This is a genomic window from Paenibacillus sp. JT22N1, assembly GCF_059692155.1.
Window position 1 is genome coordinate 215614 of sequence record NZ_JCAUAW010000014.1, and the last position, 25741, is coordinate 241354.

General features: G+C 45.6%; 23 protein-coding genes. 2 read left to right on the forward strand and 21 right to left on the reverse strand.

Going from position 1 to position 25741, the window contains the following annotated elements:
* Positions 1-547: 547 nt before the first annotated feature.
* The 13 genes from AC58UU_RS26115 to AC58UU_RS26175 form a co-directional block, all read right to left on the reverse strand.
* On the reverse strand, positions 548-1786 hold the full coding sequence (locus AC58UU_RS26115) for an aminopeptidase (protein WP_497320082.1): 1239 nt from the start codon (positions 1784-1786) through the stop codon (positions 548-550).
* 110 nt (positions 1787-1896) lie between these two features.
* Entirely contained in the window at positions 1897-3237 is a 1341-nt protein-coding gene (glnA, locus tag AC58UU_RS26120; protein WP_497320023.1) for a type I glutamate--ammonia ligase, read from the reverse strand.
* A gap of 40 nt (positions 3238-3277) precedes the next feature.
* The gene (locus AC58UU_RS26125; protein ID WP_047676992.1) at positions 3278-3688 is read right to left on the reverse strand and encodes a MerR family transcriptional regulator; all 411 of its coding nucleotides are present in this window, start codon (positions 3686-3688) and stop codon (positions 3278-3280) included.
* A 95-nt stretch (positions 3689-3783) separates the two neighbouring features.
* A complete protein-coding gene (locus tag AC58UU_RS26130) occupies positions 3784-5034 on the reverse strand; it encodes a methionine gamma-lyase family protein (RefSeq protein ID WP_497320025.1) in 1251 nt (416 codons plus the stop codon).
* A 2-nt stretch (positions 5035-5036) separates the two neighbouring features.
* A complete protein-coding gene (gene hflX, locus AC58UU_RS26135) occupies positions 5037-6362 on the reverse strand; it encodes a GTPase HflX (protein ID WP_497320027.1) in 1326 nt (441 codons plus the stop codon).
* A 192-nt stretch (positions 6363-6554) separates the two neighbouring features.
* Entirely contained in the window at positions 6555-7832 is a 1278-nt protein-coding gene (efeB, locus tag AC58UU_RS26140; RefSeq protein ID WP_497320029.1) for an iron uptake transporter deferrochelatase/peroxidase subunit, read from the reverse strand.
* Positions 7833-7855: 23 nt separating this feature from the next.
* Positions 7856-9022 (reverse strand): EfeM/EfeO family lipoprotein, encoded by a 1167-nt coding sequence (locus AC58UU_RS26145; RefSeq protein WP_497320031.1) that lies wholly within the window; start codon positions 9020-9022, stop codon positions 7856-7858.
* 28 nt (positions 9023-9050) lie between these two features.
* Positions 9051-10535 carry an FTR1 family iron permease gene (locus AC58UU_RS26150; protein WP_497320032.1) on the reverse strand — a complete coding sequence of 495 codons (1485 nt, stop codon included), beginning with the start codon at positions 10533-10535 and terminating at the stop codon, positions 9051-9053.
* A 175-nt stretch (positions 10536-10710) separates the two neighbouring features.
* Complete coding sequence (locus AC58UU_RS26155) at positions 10711-11688, reverse strand: AAA family ATPase (RefSeq protein WP_171649282.1); 978 nt, start codon at positions 11686-11688, stop codon at positions 10711-10713.
* An 86-nt stretch (positions 11689-11774) separates the two neighbouring features.
* Positions 11775-12074 carry an antibiotic biosynthesis monooxygenase family protein gene (locus AC58UU_RS26160; protein WP_497320034.1) on the reverse strand — a complete coding sequence of 100 codons (300 nt, stop codon included), beginning with the start codon at positions 12072-12074 and terminating at the stop codon, positions 11775-11777.
* Positions 12075-12102: 28 nt separating this feature from the next.
* Positions 12103-12729 (reverse strand): histidine phosphatase family protein, encoded by a 627-nt coding sequence (locus AC58UU_RS26165; protein ID WP_497320036.1) that lies wholly within the window; start codon positions 12727-12729, stop codon positions 12103-12105.
* Positions 12730-12753: 24 nt separating this feature from the next.
* Positions 12754-13755: a lipoate--protein ligase gene (lplA, locus tag AC58UU_RS26170; protein ID WP_497320037.1), complete on the reverse strand. Its 1002-nt coding sequence runs from the start codon at positions 13753-13755 to the stop codon at positions 12754-12756.
* A 22-nt stretch (positions 13756-13777) separates the two neighbouring features.
* Positions 13778-14251, reverse strand: coding sequence for a GNAT family N-acetyltransferase (locus AC58UU_RS26175; RefSeq protein WP_497320039.1), 474 nt, complete (start codon positions 14249-14251; stop codon positions 13778-13780).
* A 142-nt stretch (positions 14252-14393) separates the two neighbouring features.
* Between AC58UU_RS26175 and AC58UU_RS26180 the strand changes: the two genes are divergently transcribed.
* Together AC58UU_RS26180 and AC58UU_RS26185 are read left to right on the forward strand one after the other, a co-directional pair.
* Positions 14394-15191, forward strand: coding sequence for a GNAT family N-acetyltransferase (locus AC58UU_RS26180; RefSeq protein ID WP_497320040.1), 798 nt, complete (start codon positions 14394-14396; stop codon positions 15189-15191).
* 36 nt (positions 15192-15227) lie between these two features.
* Positions 15228-16097 carry an SDR family oxidoreductase gene (locus tag AC58UU_RS26185; protein WP_497320042.1) on the forward strand — a complete coding sequence of 290 codons (870 nt, stop codon included), beginning with the start codon at positions 15228-15230 and terminating at the stop codon, positions 16095-16097.
* Positions 16098-16284: 187 nt separating this feature from the next.
* Here AC58UU_RS26185 and AC58UU_RS26190 read toward each other — a convergent pair whose 3' ends face one another.
* From AC58UU_RS26190 to mutL, 8 genes are all read right to left on the reverse strand, one after another.
* A complete protein-coding gene (locus AC58UU_RS26190) occupies positions 16285-16980 on the reverse strand; it encodes a YdcF family protein (protein ID WP_497320043.1) in 696 nt (231 codons plus the stop codon).
* A 5-nt stretch (positions 16981-16985) separates the two neighbouring features.
* A complete protein-coding gene (locus tag AC58UU_RS26195; protein WP_497320044.1) occupies positions 16986-17645 on the reverse strand; it encodes an alpha/beta hydrolase in 660 nt (219 codons plus the stop codon).
* A gap of 45 nt (positions 17646-17690) precedes the next feature.
* Positions 17691-18419 carry a peptidylprolyl isomerase gene (locus tag AC58UU_RS26200; RefSeq protein ID WP_497320046.1) on the reverse strand — a complete coding sequence of 243 codons (729 nt, stop codon included), beginning with the start codon at positions 18417-18419 and terminating at the stop codon, positions 17691-17693.
* A 532-nt stretch (positions 18420-18951) separates the two neighbouring features.
* Positions 18952-21510 (reverse strand): transglycosylase domain-containing protein, encoded by a 2559-nt coding sequence (locus AC58UU_RS26205; RefSeq protein WP_497320047.1) that lies wholly within the window; start codon positions 21508-21510, stop codon positions 18952-18954.
* Between the two features lie 138 nt (positions 21511-21648).
* Positions 21649-21888 (reverse strand): RNA chaperone Hfq, encoded by a 240-nt coding sequence (hfq, locus tag AC58UU_RS26210; RefSeq protein WP_029193229.1) that lies wholly within the window; start codon positions 21886-21888, stop codon positions 21649-21651.
* A 64-nt stretch (positions 21889-21952) separates the two neighbouring features.
* A complete protein-coding gene (gene miaA / locus AC58UU_RS26215; RefSeq protein ID WP_497320049.1) occupies positions 21953-22921 on the reverse strand; it encodes a tRNA (adenosine(37)-N6)-dimethylallyltransferase MiaA in 969 nt (322 codons plus the stop codon).
* On the reverse strand, positions 22915-23685 hold the full coding sequence (locus AC58UU_RS26220) for a class I SAM-dependent methyltransferase (protein WP_497320051.1): 771 nt from the start codon (positions 23683-23685) through the stop codon (positions 22915-22917). The genes miaA and AC58UU_RS26220 overlap by 7 nt, the downstream gene beginning before the upstream one ends.
* 10 nt (positions 23686-23695) lie before the next feature.
* Positions 23696-25741 (reverse strand): DNA mismatch repair endonuclease MutL, encoded by a 2046-nt coding sequence (mutL, locus tag AC58UU_RS26225; RefSeq protein ID WP_497320053.1) that lies wholly within the window; start codon positions 25739-25741, stop codon positions 23696-23698.

Sequence of the window (25741 nt, forward strand, 5' to 3'; positions counted from 1 at the left end):
TGTAAGCAGTCTTACTGCCTTATTTGCAAGCCTCTAATGGAGAAACTCAACTGTAATTGGAAAGCCGATCCAAGTATGGATCTTATAAGCTAATGACATGGGCTTTAATCTCATCAAAAGCCAAAAAGGCTGAACTGTGGATTCAGATAAGAGTCTTTAGAGACTGCTATTCCGTCATTAAGATCGCATTTTGCGGAATTAGAAGCTTCTAGAGGCTTCTATTCGGTAATATTTGGCCCCCATTTGCTTCAACTTTAAGGAATAGAAGTCTTTAAAGGCTTCTATTCTTATAATTTCCACACTTTTGGGCAAATTAGCGGTCTCTAGAGACTTCTATTTTCCAACTACTATCTTTTATCATTAATCTTCTTTCTTCTTTCTTCTTTCTTCTTTCTTCTCTCTTCTCTCTTCTCACTTCTTCCTTACTTTTTCCATTTGGCGTCTTTCATCAGCTATGCACTAACTGCTATTTGCTATCTTCTCTCTATCCCATTGAAAAACCCAGGAGTACCCTTACCTTAGGAATTAAGCTTTCCTAAATTATCAACTAAAATGCAAGTGCCCAATTTCCACGTCGGAAAATAGGTTCAACGGTACCATCACCAAGGACACCATCGATCTCAAGATCCGCCGTCCCGATCATGAAATCCACATGAATCAAACTGGTGTTCCCACCTCGAGCTTTCAGCTCTTCACTTGAAAAAGATACGCCATCCTGCAAATTGATCGGGTAGCAGCTGCCTAAGGCCAGATGGCAGGATGCATTCTCATCGATGCCCGTATTGTAGAAAATGCGGTCAAGATTAGAGATAGGCGAATCGAAAGGTACGAGAGCAACTTCTCCCAAATACCGTGCGCCCTCATCCATATCTAGCAACCTAGCTAGATGCTCATAGCCGACTTCTGCCTGAAAATCCACAACTTTCCCGCCCTCGAACTTGAACGAAAACCGATCCACAAGCGCCCCGTTTACATTTAATGGCTTGGTGCTCGACACAGTCCCATGAACACCTGTTCGCTTAGGCATGGTGAAAACTTCCTCGGTCGGCATATTCGCAACGAATCGTATTCCACTTGCGTTCTCCGTATCACCGCCAAGCCAAATGTGGCCCTCCGGCAGTTCAACTCGCAGATCAGTTCCTGCAGCTCGATATTGTAGTGCTTCGTATTGTTTCTCATTCAAAACGCTGCGAACGCGCTTCAATTGATCCATATGAACTCGCCAAGCCGCTACCGGATCATCTTCATAAACCCGATTTATCCGGAAAATGGCCTCCCACATCGCATCGATCCTCTGTTCTTCAGGCAAATCGGCGTACACTTTGGATGCCCACGCCACAGTAGGCGCTTTGATTAAGCACCAACTGAACTTACTTGTTCTCACATATTGCTGATACTTTGCTCTAGCTGTAGCCATGGCTTTGGATGCCCTAGAAATCATGCTCGCATCAATACCCGCGTACAAATCAGGATCCGGGACTTTGATATTCAGTAAAGCTCCACCGTTTTCTACAAAGCGTTCTAACATATTCGTATACCACTCTGGGTAATAATCTAGAGCTTCATCATGGGCATGTTCGAATCTACTGCGAGTAATCACATCATCCTGCCAATGCACTTGGACAAAATTCGCCCCTGCCTCATAGGCTTTCTTTACAATAAGTCTAGTCAATTCTAGGGATTCTATCGGCGACTCTATCATCAGATCCTGGCCTTTGTGGAGGTTAACCCCTACTTTGACTACAAGTTCAGCATACTTTTCCAAATTAATTTGAAAGTTGTCCATCATTCTCATGTTCTCCTTCGCGTGAAAAAGCCCATCAGTTCAGAAATATTCCTGAAGACTGACGGGCTTTTCGTATCTAATTGTTGCATCAATATCAACTTGCTAAGCGATTAATAAAGAGACAGATATTGATCTCTTTCCCATTGGTGAACTTGTGTGCGGTACATATCCCACTCGATTTCTTTAAGTTCATAGAAATGAGCTAGAGCATGCTCGCCAAGTGTATCGCAAATCACATCATTGCGAAGCAGCTCGTCCAACGCTTGTTTCAAGTTCAATGGCAATGTAGGAATGCCATCGCTCTCTCTTTCCTCTTCGGTCATAACATAGATGTTACGATCGGTTGGAGGAGGAAGCTGCATTTTGTTCTTGATGCCATCCAGTCCGGCAGCAAGCATAACAGCAAGAGCCAAGTATGGATTAGCAGCCGGATCCGGGTTACGAACTTCAACGCGAGTGCTTAAACCGCGGGATGCTGGAATACGGATCATTGGACTACGGTTACTTGCCGACCATGCTACATATACAGGCGCTTCATAACCAGGAACTAGACGTTTGTAAGAGTTTACAGTAGGGTTCGTAATCGCAGCAAAAGAACGTGCATGACGAAGTACACCCGCCATATATTGTCTAGCCACATTACTTAAACCTAATTTATCGTTCTCTTCATAAAAAGCATTCACATCACCTTTAAACAATGATTGGTGACAGTGCATACCAGAACCGTTCATGCCGAACAAAGGTTTAGGCATAAAGGTCGCATGTAAACCATGCTGTCTAGCAACGGTTTTGACAACGAGCTTGAAGGTTTGAATTTGGTCAGCCGCTTTAATCGCATCTGCGTATTTAAAGTCGATTTCATGTTGACCTGGCGCTACTTCGTGGTGGGATGCTTCAATTTCGAAGCCCATCTCTTCAAGCGTCAACACGATATCGCGGCGACAGTTTTCGCCCAAATCCATCGGAGCCAAATCGAAATAACCACCTTGGTCATTCAGTTCCGTCGTTGGATTGCCTTTTTCATCCGTTTTGAATAAGAAGAATTCTGGTTCCGGACCTACGTTCATAGCCGTAAAGCCCATCTCTTCGGCTTGTTTCAACGCATTTTTCAAGATGGCACGCGGATCTCCTGCGAACGGTTTGCCATCTGGCATATAAATATCGCAGATCAAACGTGCTACTTTGCTCTCGGTTACCCATGGGAAAATAACCCATGTATCCAAATCAGGATACAAATACATATCAGACTCTTCAATACGCACATAACCCTCAATGGAAGAACCATCGAACATCATTTTGTTATCGAGCGCTTTTTCGAGTTGGCTGTAAGGAATTTCTACGTTCTTGATGCTTCCCATCAAGTCTGTAAATTGCAAACGAATGAACCGAACATTTTCTTCTTTGGCAATGCGTAAGATGTCTTCTTTGGAAAAATTGTTGTTGTAGCTCACGTGTGCAGTCTCCTCTCAATTTACGAGCGATTAAGAAATGCTATTTATAAAATCGGGAAAGCTGACCTTGAATCAGGGAAACCTGATCAGGGCGTTTACCTCCGCCAATCAACTGCTGCTTAAGCATTTTGTGCAGTTGGGAGTCGGTTAATTCTTTACGCTTAACTTCTGTGTGTTCATTCAAAATCGTTGCATCTTCTGAATCTTTATCGACAGGGATAAGAACTTGCTTGATCCCAGCGATGTTCACACCTTTTTCAATTAAATCTTTAATTTCAAGAAGTCGTTCTACATCATTAAACGAATACAGACGTTGATTACCAGCTGTTCTGGCTGGAATAATAAGTTCATGCTGCTCATAGTAACGAATTTGTCTTGCGGTTAAATCAGTCAGCTTCATGACGATCCCGATCGGGAATAACGCCATATTTCTACGTATCTCATCACTCATGCTAATCACTCCTGGTCAGTAAGTACCTCTCTACTATTGTACCTTTGTAACAAAAACGTGTCAAGGAGTGTTAGGTTTGTTCACAGTCTTATTTTTCACAACAATCCCTTGTCTTCCATATGTTGGATTGCTGTTAGTACCCCTAACTTACAGTGTGAGTAGGTAAGCCCGCCCTGCAAATAAGCGATATAGGGCTCACGAATCGGCGCATCCGCGGACAGCTCCAGACTGCCGCCTTGAATGAACGTCCCGGCCGCCATAATGACGGGATGCTCATAGCCGGGCATATCCCACGGCTCCGGCACAACGTGCGAGTCCACGGCAGCCGCCTTCTGGATGCCCTGCACGAACGTGATCAAGTGATCCGCCGACGTGAAGCGGATCGCTTGGATCAGATCCGTGCGCGGCGTTTGCCAGCGCGGATGGCTCTCGAAGCCCAGCTCTTCGAACACCGCGGCTGCGAAGACAGAGCCCTTGACGGCTTGCCCCACCAAGTGAGGGGCAAGGAAAAGCCCTTGAAACATCGCTCGCGTAGCGCCGAGCATAGCACCAACCTCGCCCCCAATACCGGGGGCGGTCAGTCTGTAAGCGGCGAGCTCCACAAGGTCGCGACGCCCGGCAATGTATCCTCCGGATGGGGCGATACCGCCTCCGGGGTTCTTGATAAGCGAGCCGGCCATGAGATCGACGCCAACCTGCGTCGGCTCCTGCAGCTCGGTGAACTCGCCGTAGCAATTATCGACGAAGACGATCAGAGCCGGGTTCACTTCCTTGACGAATCGGACCATTTCTCCGATTTGCTCCACTGTGAACGAAGGCCGCCACGAGTAGCCGCGCGATCGCTGTATGCCGATCACCTTCGTGTTCGGCTGAATGGCAGCCATGATGGCCGACCAGTCTGGTGCGCCTTCCTCAGTCAGCGCAACCTCGCTGTATGCGATGCCAAAGTCCTGCAGCGATCCCATACCGTCGCCAGGCTTCCCAATGACCTTATGCAACGTATCATAAGGCTTACCCGTTATGTAAAGTAGATGTTCGCCTGGTCGCAGAACACCGAACAAAGCTGTACCTATCGTATGTGTACCTGAGACGAAGTGCGGGCGTACGAGTGCTGCTTCTGCACCCATCGCATCCGCATAGACAAGATCGAGCACCTCTCTGCCACGATCATTGTAGCCATAGCCTGTCGAAGAAGCAAAGTGGTAATCGCTTACCTTATGTTTTTGGAAAGCGCTAATCACTTTCCATTGATTAAGATCAATCGTTTTCTCAATTTGGCGAAAAGCGCTCTCTATTTGGCGTTCTGCGCTCTCCATTAATGCCATAACTTTATCCCCGAATTGCATAATTAGTAAATCTCTCCCTCACTATCTTGAGCCTCTTGCTGAGCATGTTGATCATAAGCCACCAATTGATAGGCCAATTTGACGTAATCATCCTTGTTCACACGGACCTTGAACAGCATATCTTCTCCGTCCACATCCGTCTCCAGGACATCGCCAATTCGGTACATCAGGGAAATGATGTCTCCCTTGTCAGCCGGAATACGGAACTCTTTACTCTCTCCCATCAGCTTCTCTTGAATGGCGATTCGCAGGCGTTCCAGATCATCAGGGGTGTACGCACTAATTTTCAGAAATTCCCCTTCGGTCGAAAGCATTTCCATATCTTCTTGCGAGCAGAGATCAATTTTATTGAAAATGGTCAGCTGTTCCTTCTGATGTGCGCCTAGCTCTTCTAAGACCTCAGCGACAACGCGCATTTGCTCATTTCTCATATCCGTTGAACTATCGACGACATGAAGGATCAAATCAGCCTCATTGGCCTCTTCCAGCGTTGCACGGAACGATGCAACAAGATCATGCGGCAGGTTCTGGATGAAGCCGACGGTGTCCGTTAGAACGATCTCTTTGCCGCTTGGCAATTCCATCGTCCGTGATGTCGGATCCAGCGTTGCAAACAACTGATTCTCAATATAGACGTCCGCTTGAGTCAATTGTTTCAATAAAGTTGATTTTCCTGCATTCGTGTAACCAACAAGGGCAACTTGAAACACACCGGTCTTCTTACGGCGTTCACGATGTAGAGTCCGATGGCGAACAACTTCTTCCAACTGTGCCTTCAGCTCATCAATACGGCCGCGAATGTGCCGGCGATCTGTCTCCAGCTTCGATTCCCCGGGACCTCTCGTCCCGATACCGCCACCGAGACGTGACAAGTTCTTACCTTGTCCCGATAGTCTTGGTAGCAGGTAGCTAAGCTGCGCCAGCTCAACCTGTATAATACCTTCACGTGTTTTGGCACGCTGAGCAAATATATCCAGAATCAACTGCGTGCGGTCGATAATTTTCACATCTAAGGCAGCTTCCAGGTTACGAACTTGAGCACCCGACAGCTCTTGATCGAATATAGCTGTATTCCCGCCAAGTTCCTCCAAGCGAACTTTTAGCTCTTCAACTTTCCCTTTACCAATAAACCATTTGGAATCCTTTGTTTCTTTGTTCTGTGTCATCGTCTCCAAAACAAGCACGCCTGCTGTTTCAGCTAACTTAACCAGCTCTTGCAGCGAGTATTCCGCTAATAATTCATTTTTCTTCTGTTTCTGAGTGACTAGACTAACGAGCACCGCGCGGTCGTCGATTTCTTTCTCAACCATATGTGAAGTTGTTTTCATAAGTGTGTCTCCTTTACGCTGCATTCAAACGATCGAAATAGCCCCCATGTGGGCGTATTCCTTCATCATTGTGTAGGAAATGCTTGGGAAAGTCAATTTGCAGGAGCGGAAAATTCGATTATAACGGTGTTCCAATCTGAAGACACAAAAATACCGAAAGACCATAGGCCTCTCGGTAGCTTTCCACCTATTTTAAGTAAATAAACTTTGTCCCAAATACGAACCTTTAGATGGAACACCTGGCAGCACAGCGAAATAGCCTCCACCCGTTGTGTCCGTATAGGATAGCATTTTGTCAGGAAGTTTCGGATTCGTCAATCTTTTCTGGATGGATTCAAACTGCGTTTGGATATTCCGATTGAAACAAACGAACAACAGTCCTGCATTGATTCGTCCAACGTTATCGAGGTTATCCATGAAATTATACCCGCGGCGCAAAATGCGTTCACGCTCTGAATTCTCTCCCGTACGCGGATTTGAAAGGCGGATATGAGAATCGAGTGCTGTGACTTCACCTTTGCTATCGCCAGCGAAATTAGGCTTATCGAATTCTCCATGTCCATCCATCGGTGCTCCGGAAACCTTCTGACGTCCAATAATCTCTTCTTGATCCGAAAATGGTTGTTGATCCCATGTTTCAATGCGCATATGAATACGTCGAACAACCATGTAGGTGCCTCCGGCAAACCAAGATGCACCGTCTCCCGCCTCGACCCAAACATTATTTTTCATAAATTGTTCATCTTGTAAGTCTGGATTAGCCGTACCGTCCTTGAAGCCGAACAAGTTCCGTTTCGTCCCTTGGGATTTCACGCCCAACTGTCCGGTCTGCTGCCAGCGCAAATGAGCGACGCCACGAGCAGCTTTAGAAAAGTTACGAATCGCATGGAAACAAACGATCGGATCATCTGCACAAGCCTGAATAATGATGTCTCCATGGGTCAATTGTTCCTGCAGCGAGTCTTTATGGAAGATAGGCATTTCTGTAAGACCGGATGGTTTACGAGAACGAAGTCCGAAGCGATCGACACCATCTTTTTCGAACAAAGACGCACCAACAGCGAAGGTAAGCGTTAATTTACCCGTATCAAGGCCCATTTGCTCCCCTGTATCCACCGGTGGGAATTTACCCTCCTGAGGCTCAGCTGCAAGAGGCTTGCCTTCCATGAGAGTCGCTGCCATCTCGGTCCATAGCTGTAGAAGCTCTTTTAACTCCTTCACATCTTGCGTTGTCACATCAAATGCAGCCACATTCGCAAAGTTCTGGGCCGGAGTCACAACACCGGTTTGATGAGCACCATAAAATGAGATGGTTTCATCCGCTGCGCTTGCGGTTGCAGTACCTAGTTGTTTGTTCGAAGAGGTAGGTATCACTTTCTGCGCCTTCCCAAGCAAATCCCCCACGATAACGCCTGCCGCCCCTGCCGCCGTCATGCCTAAGAAAGCACGGCGATTCATTTTATCACCCATACCGTTGTTCTCCTTTCATTCCCTTATTTACTTAACGTTCCTGGCATTTTCACTAACGGCTCAGCGAATGCCTCCAGTTTATTTTTCAAATCGATTTGTTTGGCTTGTTCTATTTTGCTGAAATCATTCCAAGCAGCACCAACTGGTGAAAGTGTGTTCATTGTCTCAATAACTGAAGCTAAGCTTTTGCTGATTTTCTCATCAAGTGCAGGGTCTTTCTTTTTCAACTCAACTTTTATAAGATCATAGATGGCTTGCGCGCCTTCCACATTAGCTCGGATAACAGGTATAGTAGCTCCACTCCAGCGCTCTTCTTCGCCAGTGATTTTCTTAGATTGTGCTTCTTCCATCAACTCGCCTACACCAGCGATAAAATCAGAAGGCTCAATGGTAGTGGATGCAATTGCTTGCTGCATTTTCTTACCGTCTTCTAGTAAGCGTGAAGAAAAAGCTTCAGCTTCTTTCACATTCTTTTTAACAAACAACAAATACTCTATACGATGATATCCCGTGAACTCAGGATCCTTTTCATTCTTAAAATCATCCACACGAGCATCCATTGCACCATCCAGCTCACTAAAAGCCTCAATAATAGGCTCAATTCTCTCATAGGGCATCCGTGATTGTCCATAGGATTCTTGTGCCTTTTTCAGATCGCCGCTCTTTACAGCAGCATCCAGCTGTTCGAGTCCAGCGACTAATTGTTTCCCTTGGTCTTGAACATATTTATTATAAGCTATAGCAGCCTCTTGCAGCTCTTTGGATGCCGTGATGACATCTTTATTAACTGCACCTTTATTATCAGCGAGGGAGGTGCTGAGCTCCGTAATTGCTGCTTTCAAATTATTATTGAGTACAGTTAATGTCGCATAATCCAGCTTGTCTTGTTTCAATCCTGCTTCTAATGGAGTCAGAAATTTCTCTACTTTAAAATACAACTCTGGAAATTTCGGTTTTACTTCATCTTCGAAGCTAGCCCACTGATTCTCAAGTAGGGTGGATTGCTTCTGCGGATCTTTAACCTTATTTGTGTCCAGTTGACCTTTCAACTGATCAAGACTTGTAAGAAGCGCTGCTGAGCCTTCTTTGACGGGTACTTTGGTTACTTCCGTTGTTTCTGTTTTACCGCAGCCTGCGAGTACAAGTGTTGTTGCAGCTGCTAAAATGATAAGTTGTTGACGTTTTTTCATGGGATAGTTCCCTCCACTTTTCACTAATTTATGATTTAGATAATGCTATATTTTTCATTTGAATCGTTTTACGGCGGTCCCAGATGACTGCGAACAACGCGGATATCAGGAGAATAAATTGCGGTATAGCACTCTCTAACGTTGGATACAGTGCGATAAAGTCCCAGCTTGGCAGCCAAGAAGCTGTCGTTGCTGGCAAATAACCTGCCAATTGAAGCCCGTGCACACCCATCCCCGCAAATTTAAAGCAAAGATAAAATACGAAGAAGCTTGAAACTAGAAAGAATGGACGCATTGGAATACGTAGGCCAATTTTAAGGATTAAGAATGCCACAATAAGTAGGACAGCCACTCCAATCCCTATGCCTCCAAGCAGTGAGCTTAAGGAGATAGAGGATGCCATACCGATCATGAAAAGGGCTGTTTCTGTACCTTCACGGAAAACTGCAAGAAAAGCAAGCAAACTGAGAGAAACTAGACTTCCGGTAGCCAAAGCTTTTACACTCTGATCCCGTATGTACTTCTGCCAATTAGAGACACTTGATTTGCTGTGTAACCAGTAGCTCATATATAGCAGCATGACAGCTGCAAAAATCCCTGTACATCCAGCAATCAGGAAGTTGTTTTTCCCAAATGCACTTGCGGAAAACAACTGTTGAACGACAATGCCAAGCGCCGTACTAACAAGCAAGCCCCCGATAACGCCATACCAAATCCATTGTTTCTTATCACCATGCCCTGATTTATTCAGGAAACCTAGTAAGGCAATGACGACTAACAAAGCTTCCAGACCTTCGCGGAGCAAAATAGTCGTCGCATCCAGCATGGTGTAGCTTGTTTTGGCCGCTAACGGCTGCAAATCAGCGTGCATTCGCGCAATTGTTGCGGAAGCCTCACTAGCTTGAACAGGAACAGCAGACAGCTGTGCGTAAGCAGTAACCATGTCTCTTTCCATCGAAGTGTAGACAGTTGAGGATTGTGTAAGCACAATACCCTCGATTTGCAACCAGGAATTTCTAAGCTTTTGGATACTTGCGGAAGCACCTTCGATATCATTCTGCTTCATTTGATCCGCCGCTTTCTCCAGCAACTCAACCAATGAACTCACAGTAATATCCCCACTACCCTGAACCACTTTACCGAAAGCATCCAGGTTGCCATCTATAAAACTCTTGTTCAAATTGTGAAGACTATTCAATCCCGCAACCAATTTCTGCGAATCAATTGGCTGCTTGAGCGTTTGGAAGGAGACTTCACCCATCGCTTGTTCAATCTTCTGGTAAGCTGCCAATGAGCGCTCTTTAATGCCACTTTCATAGGACAACCAATTTATTTGAAACTTTTCGAACAATTGGGAGGCATCCTCCAACTTTCCGCTTTCTGCAGCTTGAATGGCACTAACGATACCTTCATCAGCCTTGGCCAGATCATCCTCCGCCTTAGCACCTACTGTTAAAGGAACAGATAGCAGCATTAGCAGTGCTATCCAACTCACTAAAATGAATTTACGCATGAATCACGACTCCCTATAGAAAAATAAAACCCAAATTCAACCAAGTTAATATTGATAATCATTATCAGTTAATTAATCACTCTGTCTATTTTACTCGGTTCAAGCAATCTGTCAATCGTTTTATCCAAGAAAAAAAAGCCATTTAACTTAAATAAGTTAAATGGCTTTATAAATTTCATTTAAATTTCATATCTTCCGGTCTTATTGACATTAATTCTAATTTGGAAGGTGCGTTTACATATTGACTGAGCAGCCTCACCGCTTGATGCCGCATCGCTTTCTCCAGAATGTTTCGAACATACCTCGCATTACTAAATGCACGCCATGTGGCGGCTTTCTCATCCGTTAAATGCTGCTTTAGCTTCACGATTGTTTGAGGAAGAAGAACATACTCTCTGTCCTTAGCCATGAGCTCAGTAATCTGAATTAATTGTTCAATCGGATAGTCCTCGAAATCAATTTGAATGGGAAATCTTGAAGGAAGTCCCGGATTCGTAGCCAGAAATTGCTCCATTTCGTCGCTATACCCTGCTAGAATAAGGATGAACTCATTCTTCTTATCCTCCATACCTTTGACCAGCGCATCAATGGATTCTTTGCCAAAATCCTTATCTCCTCCACGTGCCAGACTATAAGCTTCATCAATAAAAAGGATGCCGCCCATCGCCTTTTTCATCAACTCACGAGTCTTAAGAGCAGTATGTCCAATGTATTCTCCTACCAGATCTGCACGTTCCACCTCAATAAAATGACCCTTGCTAAGAACACCCATGGCATGAAACATGCGGCCCATCAATCTAGCCACTGTCGTTTTACCCGTTCCGGGGCTTCCTTTGAAAATCATATGGTAGACGTGCGCATTGCTGAGGAGACCGGCTTCAGCGCGAAATTGCGAAATTTGTAAAAGCGCATAGATTTCATGCACCAGCTCTTTGACATTATCAAGGCCAATCAGTTGATTAAGCTCTTTGAAAACATCCGAAAGCGGACCCTCGAGAGGCGTCTTCTTTCCTGTGAGCTGCGGCTCGGCATCGGCTAGCGGCGAAGCGTGAGTCTGGCTGCCTACTCCATCAACGGCTCGCCTATGCATGCCAGGCTCTGGCTGCCGTAAGACGATGTTGATCTGTCTGGATGGCAAGCTTCGACCACTCATGAGGATCACCTCGTTTACAGGATGGTTTGATGGTTCGTATCAATCCATCCTACGCTCGTTTGATGCATTTTAGACCGCAACAGCCATTAATGATACTTTTGTGACAGCGAATAATGCTCAACCACTGGGAATGGGTCATAGAAATGGTGCAGCAGCTTCCGCCATTCTTGATACTCTTCAGAGCCGCGGAAGCCTACGGTGTGATCCTCCAGTGTTTCCCAGTGAACGAGCAGCAAGTATTTGTTGCAATCCTCGATACACGTTTGCAGCTCATGAGAAATGTATCCTTTCATCGATGAAATAATGGATGATGCTTGGCGAAACGCCGCTTCGAACTCCGCATTTTTTCCTGCAATTACAGGAAGGATGGCTACTTCTAAGATCATGAATAATTCCTCCAATTGATATCGTATTTTAGAAACCGAATGCTTCCTCTTGAAAATGGGTCGTATCTCCGTGAAGCCGGATATGAGGCTCGTTATCAATCATTTCGACAAGACTTAAGCATGTAGGGTGAAAATATGGCGGGTTCCACAAGTCTGCTAAAGCTCTTCGCTCGAAGAAAGCCATGATGATTTTCAATGTGACTGTGTGTGAAATTAAGCCTATTGTTTTCCCTGCATATTCCTCTAACAGCTGCACAATTGCAGGTATGACGCGAGCCTGTAAATCAGCATAGGACTCACCTTTCGTTGGTCTATACTGATCAGGTGCATTCCAGAATGCATGGAAGTTGTCAGGATCCAAATCTGCAATTTCTGCCGAAATCCGTCCCTCCCAAGCACCCAGATTCATTTCTTTCCACTCATCCGAGGTATGTATTGCCAATTCACGCGAGCCTTTCACGATATTCGCCGTTTGCAAAGTTCGACCGCTGCTGCTCGCACATAGAACATCAAAGTGAACATCCTTCAAAGCATCTGACAACCAGGAGGCTTGCTGCTCCCCTAAAGATGAAAGTGGTGAATCCAAGTGACCTTGCATTCGGCGCTCCACATTCCACATCGTTTCCCCATGTCGGATTAAATAAAGCTTAGTCATCGGCAGTATTCCTCCATCCTTTCCTTAATTTAACATCATTAAAGCCACAAAAGACTCCAAATCCAGCGCACCAAAGTAACGCTGCAATTCCACACTCGACAGCCGTTCTCGTACAGCAGACTCCTCATACCGCGAACCACGCAGCGTTTCCTCTAGTTCTGCTACATCGCTAGCTCCGAAGAAGTCTCCATATATTTTTAAATCATGAATAAGGCCTTCTTCAATATCTAAACGCACATCTATTGTACCGACGCCTTCGAAGCGTTTGGAGTTTTGCATAGTACTTTTGGGTGATTTTCCGTAGTTCCAGTCCCAGTTTTGATAGCGTTCCTCAGATAGTTCGTGAATACGGTCCCAGTCCTCCTCAGAAAGCTTGTACATGGGAACTTCCGACTCCTCGGCATTGAAAATAGAAGCAAGCAGTTTAATTCGGAATTCCTCCATCGTAATAGGCTCGTTCAGGAACTCTACGATGTTAGCGACCCGGCTGCGAATCGATTTAATGCCCTTGGACTGAATCTTATCAAGATTAACCTTTAGGGCAGATACAACATTTTCGATCTCTGAATCGAAGAGTAGTGTTCCGTGACTGAACATCCGGCCCTTGGTTGCAAATTGTGCATTGCCCGAAATTTTACGCTCACCGACTTGGATATCATTACGGCCCGTTAAAGCTGCTTCAACACCAAGCTTACGCAGTGCTTCAACAACTGGTTCAGTAAACTTTTGAAAATTGTGAAAAGAGTTCCCGTCATCCCTGGTAATGAAGCTGAAATTCAGGTTACCCAAATCATGATACACGGCTCCGCCACCCGATAATCTCCGAACCACATGCAGGTTATTCTCTTTGACATATTCAGGATTGATTTCTTCGAGTGTATTTTGATTTTTACCAATAATAATGGACGGTTCGTTGATGTAAAAAAGTAAGTAACTCTCATCGTTAGGGAGCTGCCTTAGGGCATATTCCTCAATGGCTAAATTAATCCGGGGATCTGTGATTCCTTCGTTATCGATAAATAGCATAATCATGCTCCTTCATTGTTGATCATATCACTGTCGTCATGGTGCGATTTAAGGTAAACATCCCTAAGGATTTATAAAAGGCTATAGCACGCTCATTAAATTCCCATACGTTTAATTCTAGTGAAGCAGCTGAACGCTCCTTAGCCCAGTCAACAGAAGCTTCATATAGCTTTGTACCAATGCCCTGACGCAGAAAGTCCGGTGAGACGGCCAGTTCATTTAAATACGCATAGGTTCGAGGAACTAGCGCTTCATAGGTAGGAGACTTCTTCATCTCCAGCATAGCTACTCCAACGACCAAACCCTCTTTCTCCGCGACTAAAATCACTTTGTTCTGTTGGTCTGAAAAGCTTCGGTACCAACCCATAGCAACAACGTGATCTAACCTAGCAAAACGCTCCGGCAACGTATCCGCATGTTCTTCCTGCCCTACTCGAATAATGGCATTCACGGCTTCGTAATCTTCTAATTGTGCGGTACGAATGATATATTCCAAGAAAAATCCACCTCCTGTTGTTTCATAGCTTACATCAAAGGATAATAATTTTCCACTTTGGCGGAGCGCGATTATTTATATACATAACTCTATAAAATTATTTATAATATTGGAAACTTACTTGAGGAGGAGATCGCTAGAAATGAACGAAAAAACAGACTTTTATGTCGCCATCGATACGGTGGCATCAAACACGTGGCCAGCCGAGTCATCCACTTCCATTGACAATTGGCTCCTACGGGCCTCGCGAGGTGTCACTAAACGCGCAAACAGTGTGCTTGCCATTGGCGAATATCCAAACGATCCTAATTGGCTTGCGAAAATAGAGCAATCTTATCAAGAACTTGGTTTACCCGCAATTTTTCATATTAGCGATGCTTCCCCTGAAGGTCTGGATGAATTTCTTCAAACAAAAGGATATGCGATTGATACGCCATGTCTGATGATGACTGCAACCAGTCGGCAAGTTTCCGATAACGCAAACAGTAAGATGATGCAAAAGAAGTCGTCCATTCAAATGGAATGGACAGAAGCAGCAGATGCGGAGTGGCTTGACGCTTTCCTCATGCTTGAACAGTTTCCCGAAGAGCGCAGAGGTTTCTATAGCGGACTATTTGAACGAATGCCTTCTCCGAAAGGGTTCCTCAAGCTGAAACTGAATGACCAAATCATTGCATTAGGTACTGCTATTGTAGAGGACGAATGGGCAGGTTTTGTAAATGTCGTTATCCATGAAGGCCATCGAGGCCAAGGACTTGGGTACGTCCTCATGCACGCACTGACGGAATGGAGTTTGGAGCACGGTGCAACCAAACAATATTTACAGGTCGTTACTTCCAATATACCCGCGGTAACTTTGTATGAAAAGCTTGGTTACCAAGCCAGATATGGCTATCATTACCGAACTAAGTATGATTTGCAGCCCCTTGTATCATCCTAACAAAGAATTTGTCTAGGATGAAAGGAGCAAATACAATTGGCAACAGCAACAGAAAAGAAACCCGTATTCCCGCCCCAGCATCAGAACCAGCAGCCAGGTATTGAGTCACAGATGAATCCTCTCCCTGTCTTTGAGCTTGCTGGGTATAAAGCAGCTGGCAAGCTTAAGGATAAAGTCGCCCTGATTACTGGAGGTGATAGCGGAATTGGCCGCGCAGTCGCGATTGCCTATGCCAAAGAGGGCGCAGATGTCGTATTGGTATATTTGAACGAACATAAGGATGCGGAGGAGACACAGCGTCATGTGGAAAAGGCAGGACGAAAGTGTCTGCATGTTGCCGGAGACATTGGCGACGAGAATTTCTGCAAGCAAATCATTGAGCAAACTGTCGGGAAGTTCGGCAAACTCGATATCTTAGTGAACAATGCAGCAGAACAGCATCCTCAGCCCAGCATCGAGAATATCACTTCTGAGCAGTTGGAGCGGACGTTTCGAACCAATATCTTCTCTTTCTTTTATTTGACCAAGGCTGCACTACCTCACCTGAAATCCGGAAGCGCAATTATCAACACAGCTTCTATTACCGCTTATCACGGTCATGAGCAGCTGCTCGATTATTCCGCTACGAAAGGGGCCATTGTGACCTTCACGCGCTCCCTATCTCTTCAGCTGAACGCAAAAGGCATACGCGTAAATGGCGTAGCTCCAGGTCCGATCTGGACGCCCCTCATTCCTTCTACGTTCACCGCAGAGGAAGTTGCCACTTTCGGCTCGACTACACCAATGAAACGTGCCGGTCAGCCAAGTGAACTCGCTGCCAGCTATGTTTTCCTCGCAAGCGAGGATTCATCCTATATGGCTGGTCAAATCTTACATGTGAACGGTGGAGCCATTGTAAACGGATAACCAAGGCACAATGAGAAAACCTCTATCGAGGCCATTCAAAGATGAGCGACCGCGTTTAGATGTAGGTTTTATCGCCAATAAGAAAGCAGTTTTCGGAAACCGAAAACTTATACTTTCTTATGTGGTAACAAAAGCATGACCAGCAAGTGGGTAATTCCCGCTTACAGGTCATGCTTCTTTGTTTATCTTATATACCTATCATCAACAACAGCTTTGTCAAATACCACTTCGTATAAGCTAGCGTTTCTCTCGCTTCATGGTAAGGCATGAAGAGCACCTCTGACTTCATTGATGAAATGAGAGGCTGCTTCAAACCAATCGTTTCTGCGATATCGAGTGAACGAGAACCATGAAATTGATGGGTCATAATAATCGAACTCACAAATCCTTGCTCGTCCATAATTTGCTTGCTGTAAAGCAAATTCTCATAGGTACTTGTCGCCCGAGGCTCAATCAAGATGCTCTTGACCGGAAGCCCTTTTTTAACCAAATAATTACGCATTCCCTCCGCCTCCGTTAGTTTGGAGCCGTTATGATCCAGACCTCCGGAGACGATCAGTTGCTTGAACCGACCCTCTTTATAGAGATTAACCGCCAAATCTAGACGCTCCTGGAGACCAGGGCTAGGGATATCTTGGCGCAAGGAAGCACCAAGAACGATACCCACGTCAACTTGCTTAGGCAGCGTTTGATCAGGAGCGATTTGAACCTTCCACTGGATGTAGACGATCCAAGCGACAAGCAAGAGGAACACGGTAACCACGATTCGGAAAACTCTCACAAGCATACGGTTGAACGTAGATTTTTGTTGCTTTCGTCGGCGTTTTTTCGGTGTTGGAGTGATGGCTCTTTGTTTCTTATTCATGTTCGGCTGTACAGTCATCCTTGCTACTCCTTATCCAAAAATGCACTAACTTGACGAAACAACGTGCCTGCATCCTCACTCAGACAGATCAAATGATTAGATCTGGAATGCCAATGGAGCTCTCGCTGTCCTTTTAGCTTACTATAGATGTACCGCGCACTTTGCGGATGAATAACCTGATCTTTTTCAGACTGAGCGATGAGTGTTGGTATGCTTACCTGACTTAGTTCTGGTTTCAAATGCCGAACAAGTCGCGTAAACTGCCAGGTAGCTCTTAGCGGTGTGGATTTCGCTTTAATAAAGCTGATTTTCCTTTGATATTTCCACTCATCTCGAATGACATCCAGCATTCTTCTAGGACTGACATAAATGACTGCCGTGTTCAAAAGGATCAGCCTGCGAACTGGATATCGAACGGATAAATAAGCGGCCAGCAGCCCACCCATCGAGAAGCCTACCATATCAAATGATCCATATTGGATCGTCATTCTCTCCGCATGCTCTTCAGCTTCGCGTACCCAATCTTCCCAATGTGATACTTTTAATTGATGACAGGATTCTCCGTTCCATGGGAGTCTCGGAACCTCACAAAGATGCCCGCGTTCACGTAAATGCCGTGCTAAAGGCTCAACCTCATAAGGTCCACCGGTGAATCCATGGAACAATAAACATGGCTGTTTCACGCGGTTTTCTCTCCTATCCAACCTTAACTGTTAGAATATGATATTCTATTTTTCTTTAATGGCGATCGCGTTAATCGTTACTTTTTCTTTTGGCTTGCTTGGTGAGGACTCGCCACCCATCTCAACAGGTGTTTCAGCAATTTTAGCTATTGTTGCCATGCCTTCTGACGTTACTTTGCCAAAAATCGAATAGTCCGGTTTTTTATTGAGATTTGCACAATCTTCTCCCGAACAAATGAAAAACTGACTGCCATTCGTATTGGGGCCGGAATTCGCCATTGCGACAATGCCGGGTTCATATTTATGCGATGTTTTCAGCTCATCTGCAAACTTGTAGCCGGGACCGCCTCTGCCTGTCCCAAGCGGATCTCCTGTTTGAATCATGAACGTTTTGATAATACGGTGAAACGTCACATTGTTATAAAAGCCTTCTTTGGACAGGAACACAAAATTGTTAACGGTCTTCGGAGCTTCCTTAGCAAACAGATCAATGGTAAATGTTCCTTTGGACGTTGTTACTACAGCTTGATACGTTTTGTTCGGATCGATCGTCATATCTGGCGCTTTGCTCCATTGCTTAGGAGCTGCAGTTGGCGATGCCGCTGGCGATGCTGCAGAAGAAGCAGCAGGTGCTGTTGCGCCGCTCTTAGGCGTTGTTGTTCCGCCGGCAGATTCGGTAGGTTTGTTGCCGCAGGCCGACGCGATTAAAGTTAACGCGATCAACGTGAGCGGTAGAAGCTTAGTAGGTTTAAGCATGTTGAAAGGCAAGTTCATTGAAAATTCCTCCGTCAATAGTATGTAGGTTTAGTGTGGGACCCGCGGAATGCGGGTCTGTTGTTCCCTCATAAAGCTGTTTTTCATCGTTAAAAAAGGATTATAGGCTAGACCTATGGACTTTAAGGATGAAATAAATCCCTAACTAGCATGTTCATCTCTACTTAAGATCAAACCGTGTTACATAAGGTTGTTTGAGACTGTCGATTGATTCATTATGTCTCTCAACAAAACTCCAAAATCCGATTTTAGAGTCATTCAGCTAATTGTTGCACTTGCTACAACATCATTCATCTGCGAACATGGATTCATTCATCTAGCAACCTCAATTGAGCATAGTTGAAGATTGAACCCGATCTAAGACACCTCAATGCAGGGCAAGATTAGATGAATGAATCGACGGTCTCTGTTTTTCATGCAACATCAAAATATGAGCCCTTGCCTACTAAAGCATGAAAATCATCGCTAACGACCTTTGTGGCTTCGGACCAATTCGGTTAAAAAGACCTTCAGTCAAGCAACAAACAAGTTACTATAATTTCGGCACAATATTCTGTCCACCGTCTTGCTTGCCATCCTTCGGTTTTTCCTCGGTACCATCAACCGGCTTGTTAGCCGGAGATGGGGTAGGAGTAGGACTTGGACTGATGCTGGCACTTGGAGTCGGACTAGCGCCAGGCTTATTGGTGCTTCCGGGCGATGGCGAAGGCTTCGTACCCGGCGACTGTGTTGGCTCTAGAGGATCCTTCCCAGGTGATGTTGACGGCGAGATCGATGGTGACGGCTTGGTACCGTCAGGTAGCGTTCCATCCTTCGGTATTTCGACGGAAGCTACATTGGATTTGGCTCCCTCAGTATTTGAGTCCAAATTAATCGGTACAATGTAATATTGATACGTCTCACCGCTGTTCGTGGTGGAATCATCAATAACAGCTGTTGGCGTTTGGATCAGCATCTTTGGCTCTGCTTCACTAGCACCTTTGCGATACAATTGATAAGCGATTTTTTCGCCCAGAGATGTCCAGGTTAGTTTAACCATCTTTGTTTCAGGTACATATACAGCAGTTAAATCCGCAATCCCTTTTGGCGGTTCCGTTAGATTAGGCACATTATCAGGCTTCACGAAGTTCGTCACAGGTCGGCCTTCTAGCGACTTCGACATCACTTCTTTAAAAATAGCCGACGGGCTTCCGCTGCCGATTGTGACATAGTGCTTCGCATCTACTTTATCGAAGCCTTCCCAAACGGCTGCAGTCCACTCCGGCGTATAGCCTACAAACCAAACATCACGATCATATTGTTCAATTCCCTTGATGTCTAGTCCAGTTGTACCCGTTTTGCCGGCTACAGGACGATTGAATTTAGCTTTGGTCCCCGTACCGCCTGGTTCTACAACGCCCTGAAGCAGCAGCGTCATATAATAAGCTGTTTTAGGTTGAATAACCTGTTTCTTCTCTGGCTTGTAAGCAGCAATTTCTTTGCCTTGCACATCCGTAATGCGTAGAATCGCGTGAGTTTTATTTTGCAACCCTTGGTTAGCAAAAGCTGTATACGCCGTCGCCATTTGTAATGGAGAAACGCCATCCGTAAGTCCGCCCAACGCAATGGACAAGTTTTGATCCTTTTGTTTGTTGAGGGGAGTCCCGATCTTATTCGCAAATTCAATCGCTTTAGACACTTTAATTTGATCTAAAAGCCAAACAGGAGCCAAATTATAGGACTTTTTGACTGCCTCAAACATCGTTACTTGCCCATGTGTTACACGGTCATAGTTACGTGGGGAGTAAGTTCCGTTACCGAAAGTCGTCTGCGAATCATCGAGAATGGAATACGGCGTATAATTCCCACTCTCTAGTGCAGGACCATAAGCCGCTATCGGCTTGAACGAAGAGCCTGGTTGTCTTTTGGAATACACGCGACTGAAGCCTCTTTGTTTGTAATCCCGGCCGCCTATCAACGCCATTAAACCGCCTGTTTTGTTATCCACAATAACCATGGAACTCTGAATCTTTTGACCATCAGAAGCATCCTTCTGGAAAAAGCTTGGATTTGCATAAGTCTGCTCCATCACTTTTTGCGCTTTCGGATTCATTGTCGTATAGATGCGGTAGCCCTTGGTCAGCAACTCATCTTCATCGATACCATACATACTCTCTGCTTCATCTACCACATAATCCAAGTAAGTCGCATAATCCTTAGTGCTTTGACTAGCCGCTGCTGGCGGAACATAATCCACAGCTGCTGCTTTCGCACGCTCAGCCTCTGTAATATAGCCTTGATCGGTCATCAGCTTAAGAACAACAGCACGGCGTTCCTTTGATAAGTCCGGATGCTGCAGTGGCGAATATCTCGATGGCGCTTTTGGCAAAGCAGCTAGCGTTGCCATTTCCCATACCTCTAATTCATTCAGGTTGGATTTGCCGAAATACACCTTGGCTGCCGCTTTGATGCCATAAGCGTTACTGCCGAAGAAAATACGATTTAAATACTTTTCAAGAATCTCATCCTTACTAAACCGTTCATCCAAAGCAAAAGCGATCGACATTTCCGTCCCTTTACGAAAAGCTGTTTTCTCGGAACTAAGAAACACATTTTTTGCAAGCTGCTGGGTAATTGTACTTCCACCCTCTACAGCGCTCATATGAATAATATCTTTGACAAGCGCACGTCCAATGGATCTTAAATCAACGCCTGCATGCTCGTTAAACCGACGATCTTCCGTTGCAATGAAAGCTTGCTTTAATCGCTCCGGAACATCTTTGATGTTCACACTTTCTCGATTTTCACCTTTATAGATTTTACCAATTTCCGTTGCAGGCTTATCTTTTCCTTCTTCTTGCGCATAAATGAGCGTCGATTCACTAGCCGTATCAATCTTATCAATATTGTTATCGAGAATCTTAAAACCGTTCATAATAACGACGATATAAATACCCATTGCACAAATAATAGCCAGAATGGCAACAATAATCGAACCCATAATAAATTGACGAACATTAAATCTCTTTTTCTTAGAGCCTTTGTTGCTTCCTTGTGGTTTCGTCTTTGTATTCGCAGTTGTTTGCTTATTCGTAGGTTTCTCCAAATCCATCGACTCCCTCGTTGTTCATTTCTCTATTGTAGTAACCAACAAAAGAACAACCTTAAACAAGGTTGCTCCCACAAGTATCTATTCGGTTAGACGATTCAGTCCATAAAAAAGTTGCAAAACAAAACGTACGAGTACGGATTATTCCGAAGCTTCAGCAGCAGCCATTAAAGAAACAGCTCGTTGCGGCGTGAAGGTAGAGATGGCATGTTTGTAAACCATTTGTTGACGGCCTTCACTGTCAATGATGATCGTGAAGTTGTCAAAAGCGCGAATTAGTCCTCTGATTTGAAACCCATTCGTTAAATATACGGTAACGGGAATGCTTTCTTTACGTAGTTGATTAAGAAAATTGTCCTGGATATTAATGGATCTGTTCATCAGTGGTCCCCCTTAATGGAATGAAACTATCGCCAGAAGGCGCTATTTTCTATTGGTGTATTTGTTAATTATATTCAATTTTATGTACAAACTTTCCTGCTAGTATATCATTAATAATTTGGAAATGGGCAGAAAAATTTGCTGATTCCGTCACATCCACCCAATGAATGTCTTTCATATGCCGAAACCATGACAATTGGCGCTTGGCAAATCGGCGCGTGTCACGCTTGAGCAGCGTTACCGCTTCCTCTAAACTCAATTCGCCTTCGAGATAGCTGACGATTTCTTTATAACCGAGTGCTTGCATAGAAATCGCCTGCTTTGGACAGCCTGCGGCTAGAATCGATTGAACTTCCTCGATAAGCCCCTCCTGCATCATCGCATCGATACGTTCCTCAATTCGCTTGTACAGCAGTGCGCGATCCATCGTCAATCCAATGATACATAGTTCGTAGGGAGACTCTTTTTTCTGGGACGCCAAATGGGTTGTCATCGTTTCACCAGAGATATAATAAATCTCAAGAGCTCGTATTACACGTCTACGATCATTGGCATGAAGTCGATTAGCGCTCTCTGGATCAATATCACGCAGCTTCTGATGCAGCGCCTTGTCCCCATGCTCAGTGGCGAACGCTTCCTGCTCTTGGCGGAACGCTTCATCCATACTGACTTCCGTGAATTGATAATCGTAACACACAGACTCGATATAAAGGCCTGTACCTCCAACAATAAATGGAAGCTTCCCACGTGAATGAATGTCCAGAATCAAAGCCTTTACACGCTCTTGAAACTCCGCCGCCGAAAAGGGATAGGAAGGATCATGAATATCAATCAAATGATGCGGGACAAGCTCCTGCTCAGCTTCACTCGCTTTGGCTGTTCCAATATCCATACCTCGATAGACTTGCATGGAATCTCCGGAAATAATTTCGCAGCCAAACTTCTGCGCAATTTCTAAACTTAGCTTGGTCTTACCAACTGCCGTGGGACCTAGTAGCACGAGTAATTTCGGCTTGGCTGATGGGGCTAACACAGTCGAATCACTCCATACGTTGTTTTGGTCGTCGATCGCAATACATGCTCGAACCCGAGCCGGGCAAATTCTTTACTGTCTCTGTTTTCTTTGAGCACAATGCTCTTACGTGCAACTCTTTTAGCCTCTTCGATAGATGCCATACTGACAGCTTCATCGTTCGCATTGCGTCTAAGATGAGAGATTGCTTGAGATTCCTCAATCGGACTGCGAAACATCGGATCAAAATAGACAACATCTACGCTTTGTGGTGCCAGTTGCTGCAAATACGCGAGGTGATGTGTCTTTCTAACCGTGATGCGCCTCATAGCCTCGTTAAGCTCGGGAATTTCCGATTCATAAACAGCTAAACCTTCTTGAATCAACATAGCTGGAATCTTTTCGCTTTCGAGTGCCGTGACGCTTCCTTGTGGACCAACAGCAAAGGAGAACACGATTGAATCCGACGCTAAGCCTGCTGTACAATCCACGATATGATCGCCAATTCCTGTACCGGAAGCCTCAATTAACAAATCAGCCTCGCCTCGCTGCATACGTTTGACACGAACGAGGGCCATACTTGGATGAAAAAAGTACGCAGGTTGGTCATCTCCATAGTACCTGATCTCATCTCTGGTCACAAGCAAAAGGGAATCATCCTTATAATTATTCCTAAGATGTTCCAAAGAATACTTCCTTCGGGGCACGACTTGGCCGCCATACGCAGCAGCCAGTCGCACTGCTTTGTCCAATAAACCACTGGACGGATTATACGATGTTGTCACTAACACGGGTTTACATCACTCTCTTAAACATTTTTTCCAGTTCATAAGTCGTAAAGCTGACGACAATTGGCCTTCCGTGCGGGCATGTGTAGGGATTACGGCAGCCTGATAGTCGGTCGATCAGCGTTTCCATCTCAAGAACACTAAGTCCTTGATTCGCTTTGATCGATGCTTTGCAAGAGCACATAATAGCCGCCTTTTCTCTTAGTTTGGCGATGTCTACAGCCTTTCTCTCGCTGAGGACCCACTCACACATTTCTTCGACGATCCCCTTCTCTTCTCCTGACGGAAACCAGTGTGGATGCGCACGGACCAGAAACGTATTCCCTCCGAAGGCCTCCATATACACGCCGGCCTGCTCAAAAAGCGACAGCTTCTCGGCAATAATGCCTGCTTCAGACGGTGTAAATTCTAATGTAATGGGAACGAGCAATTCTTGGCTTGCCTCAGCAGGATTGCCAAAACGCTCGTAATAATATTCATAATTAATTCGTTCATGCGCAGCATGCTGATCAATCAGGAACAGGCCTTCTTCGTTTTGGGCGACCAAATAAGTGCCATGCATTTGACCGATCGGGTCCAATCTTGGAAAAGCGGGAAGCATGGGTGACTCGCCTTCCTGTTTGGAGGGCAGTAGGTCCATGAACGCTTCGTTTGTCCGGCGCTGCTGCTGAATGGACGTACTTCTGGGATTGCTTCCAGCAGGGGACGTGTAGCTGTTGTTTGATGGTGATGTCGGACGGCTCGAATATGAAGCTCCGGATGTTCCAGAAGCTGTGGAAGCTGTGGAGCTTCTCTGCGGCTCTACGATAGGTGGCCGGGATGTTGATACCGATTCTGGTCGATACGTTGTACCGACCTCTTTTACTTGCGGCAAAACCATGCTATCTGAATCCACGGATACATGCTGTATCGTAGAATCAGGAAGCGGTGTAGGTATCGCAGATGAAGCTGCCGGAGTAGATGCGCTTGATCCAGTTGCTGGCTCAACCGTTCTTGTGAGATCCAGCTGTTCCTGCACGTATGCACCCTTAGGTGCTGCTGGCTTCATCCCTTGCGGGATCAGCACCTGCCGTCCAAATAGCCGCTTCACTTCGGCTTCGATTAACGCGGTTAGCTCCGCCTCTTTACTGAAGCGGACCTCAAGCTTAGATGGATGCACATTCACATCCACTAAGGCAGGATCCATCCCGATGTGCAGCACGGCCACGGGATAGCGGTTGATCGGCAGCAGGGTATGATATCCCTGCAGCAGCGCTTGATTCAGCGCGAAATTGCGCACGTAACGACCATTCACAATGGTCGAGATGCCGCCACGGTTCGCGCGGGTCATTTCGGGCTTTGCCACGAAGCCCGTGATCGTATAATCCAAGCTTTCCACTTGGAGAGGAAGCATTTGCTTGCCGACTGCCGTGCCGTAAATGCCGGCGATGACCTGGAGCAAGTCTCCGTTGCCCAACGTTTGAAGCAGGAGATTGCTATTATGTTTCAACGAAAAGGCGATACCAGGGTGAGCCAGCGCTAATCTGTACAAATAATCAGAGATATGGCCAAGCTCGGTTTGAATCGTTTTCATATATTTTAATCGTGCCGGCGTGTTATAAAATAATTCCCTCACTGACACTTCAGTCCCGCGTGAAGCAGCCGTTTCTTCGACACTGCGAATCGTGCCGCCTTCAATGGAGATTTTCCGCCCCAGTCCATCATTCGTAGAGCTAGTGACACACTCTAACCTAGACACGGAAGCTATACTCGGCAAAGCCTCGCCACGGAAACCTAACGTTCGTATCGAGAATAAGTCTTTGCTTGTCGCGATTTTACTTGTGGCATGACGCTGAAAAGCTAATTCGCAATCTTCCAAAGCCATACCAGAGCCGTTATCGGACACCCGAATCAGCTGAAGACCACCCTCTTCAATCGTCACATCAATCCGAGTACTGCCGGCATCCACCGAGTTCTCGACGAGTTCTTTCACCACAGAAGAAGGTCGTTCAACTACTTCCCCTGCGGCGATTTGGTTCGCAATATGTTCGCTTAAGAGCTGGATTTTGCCCAT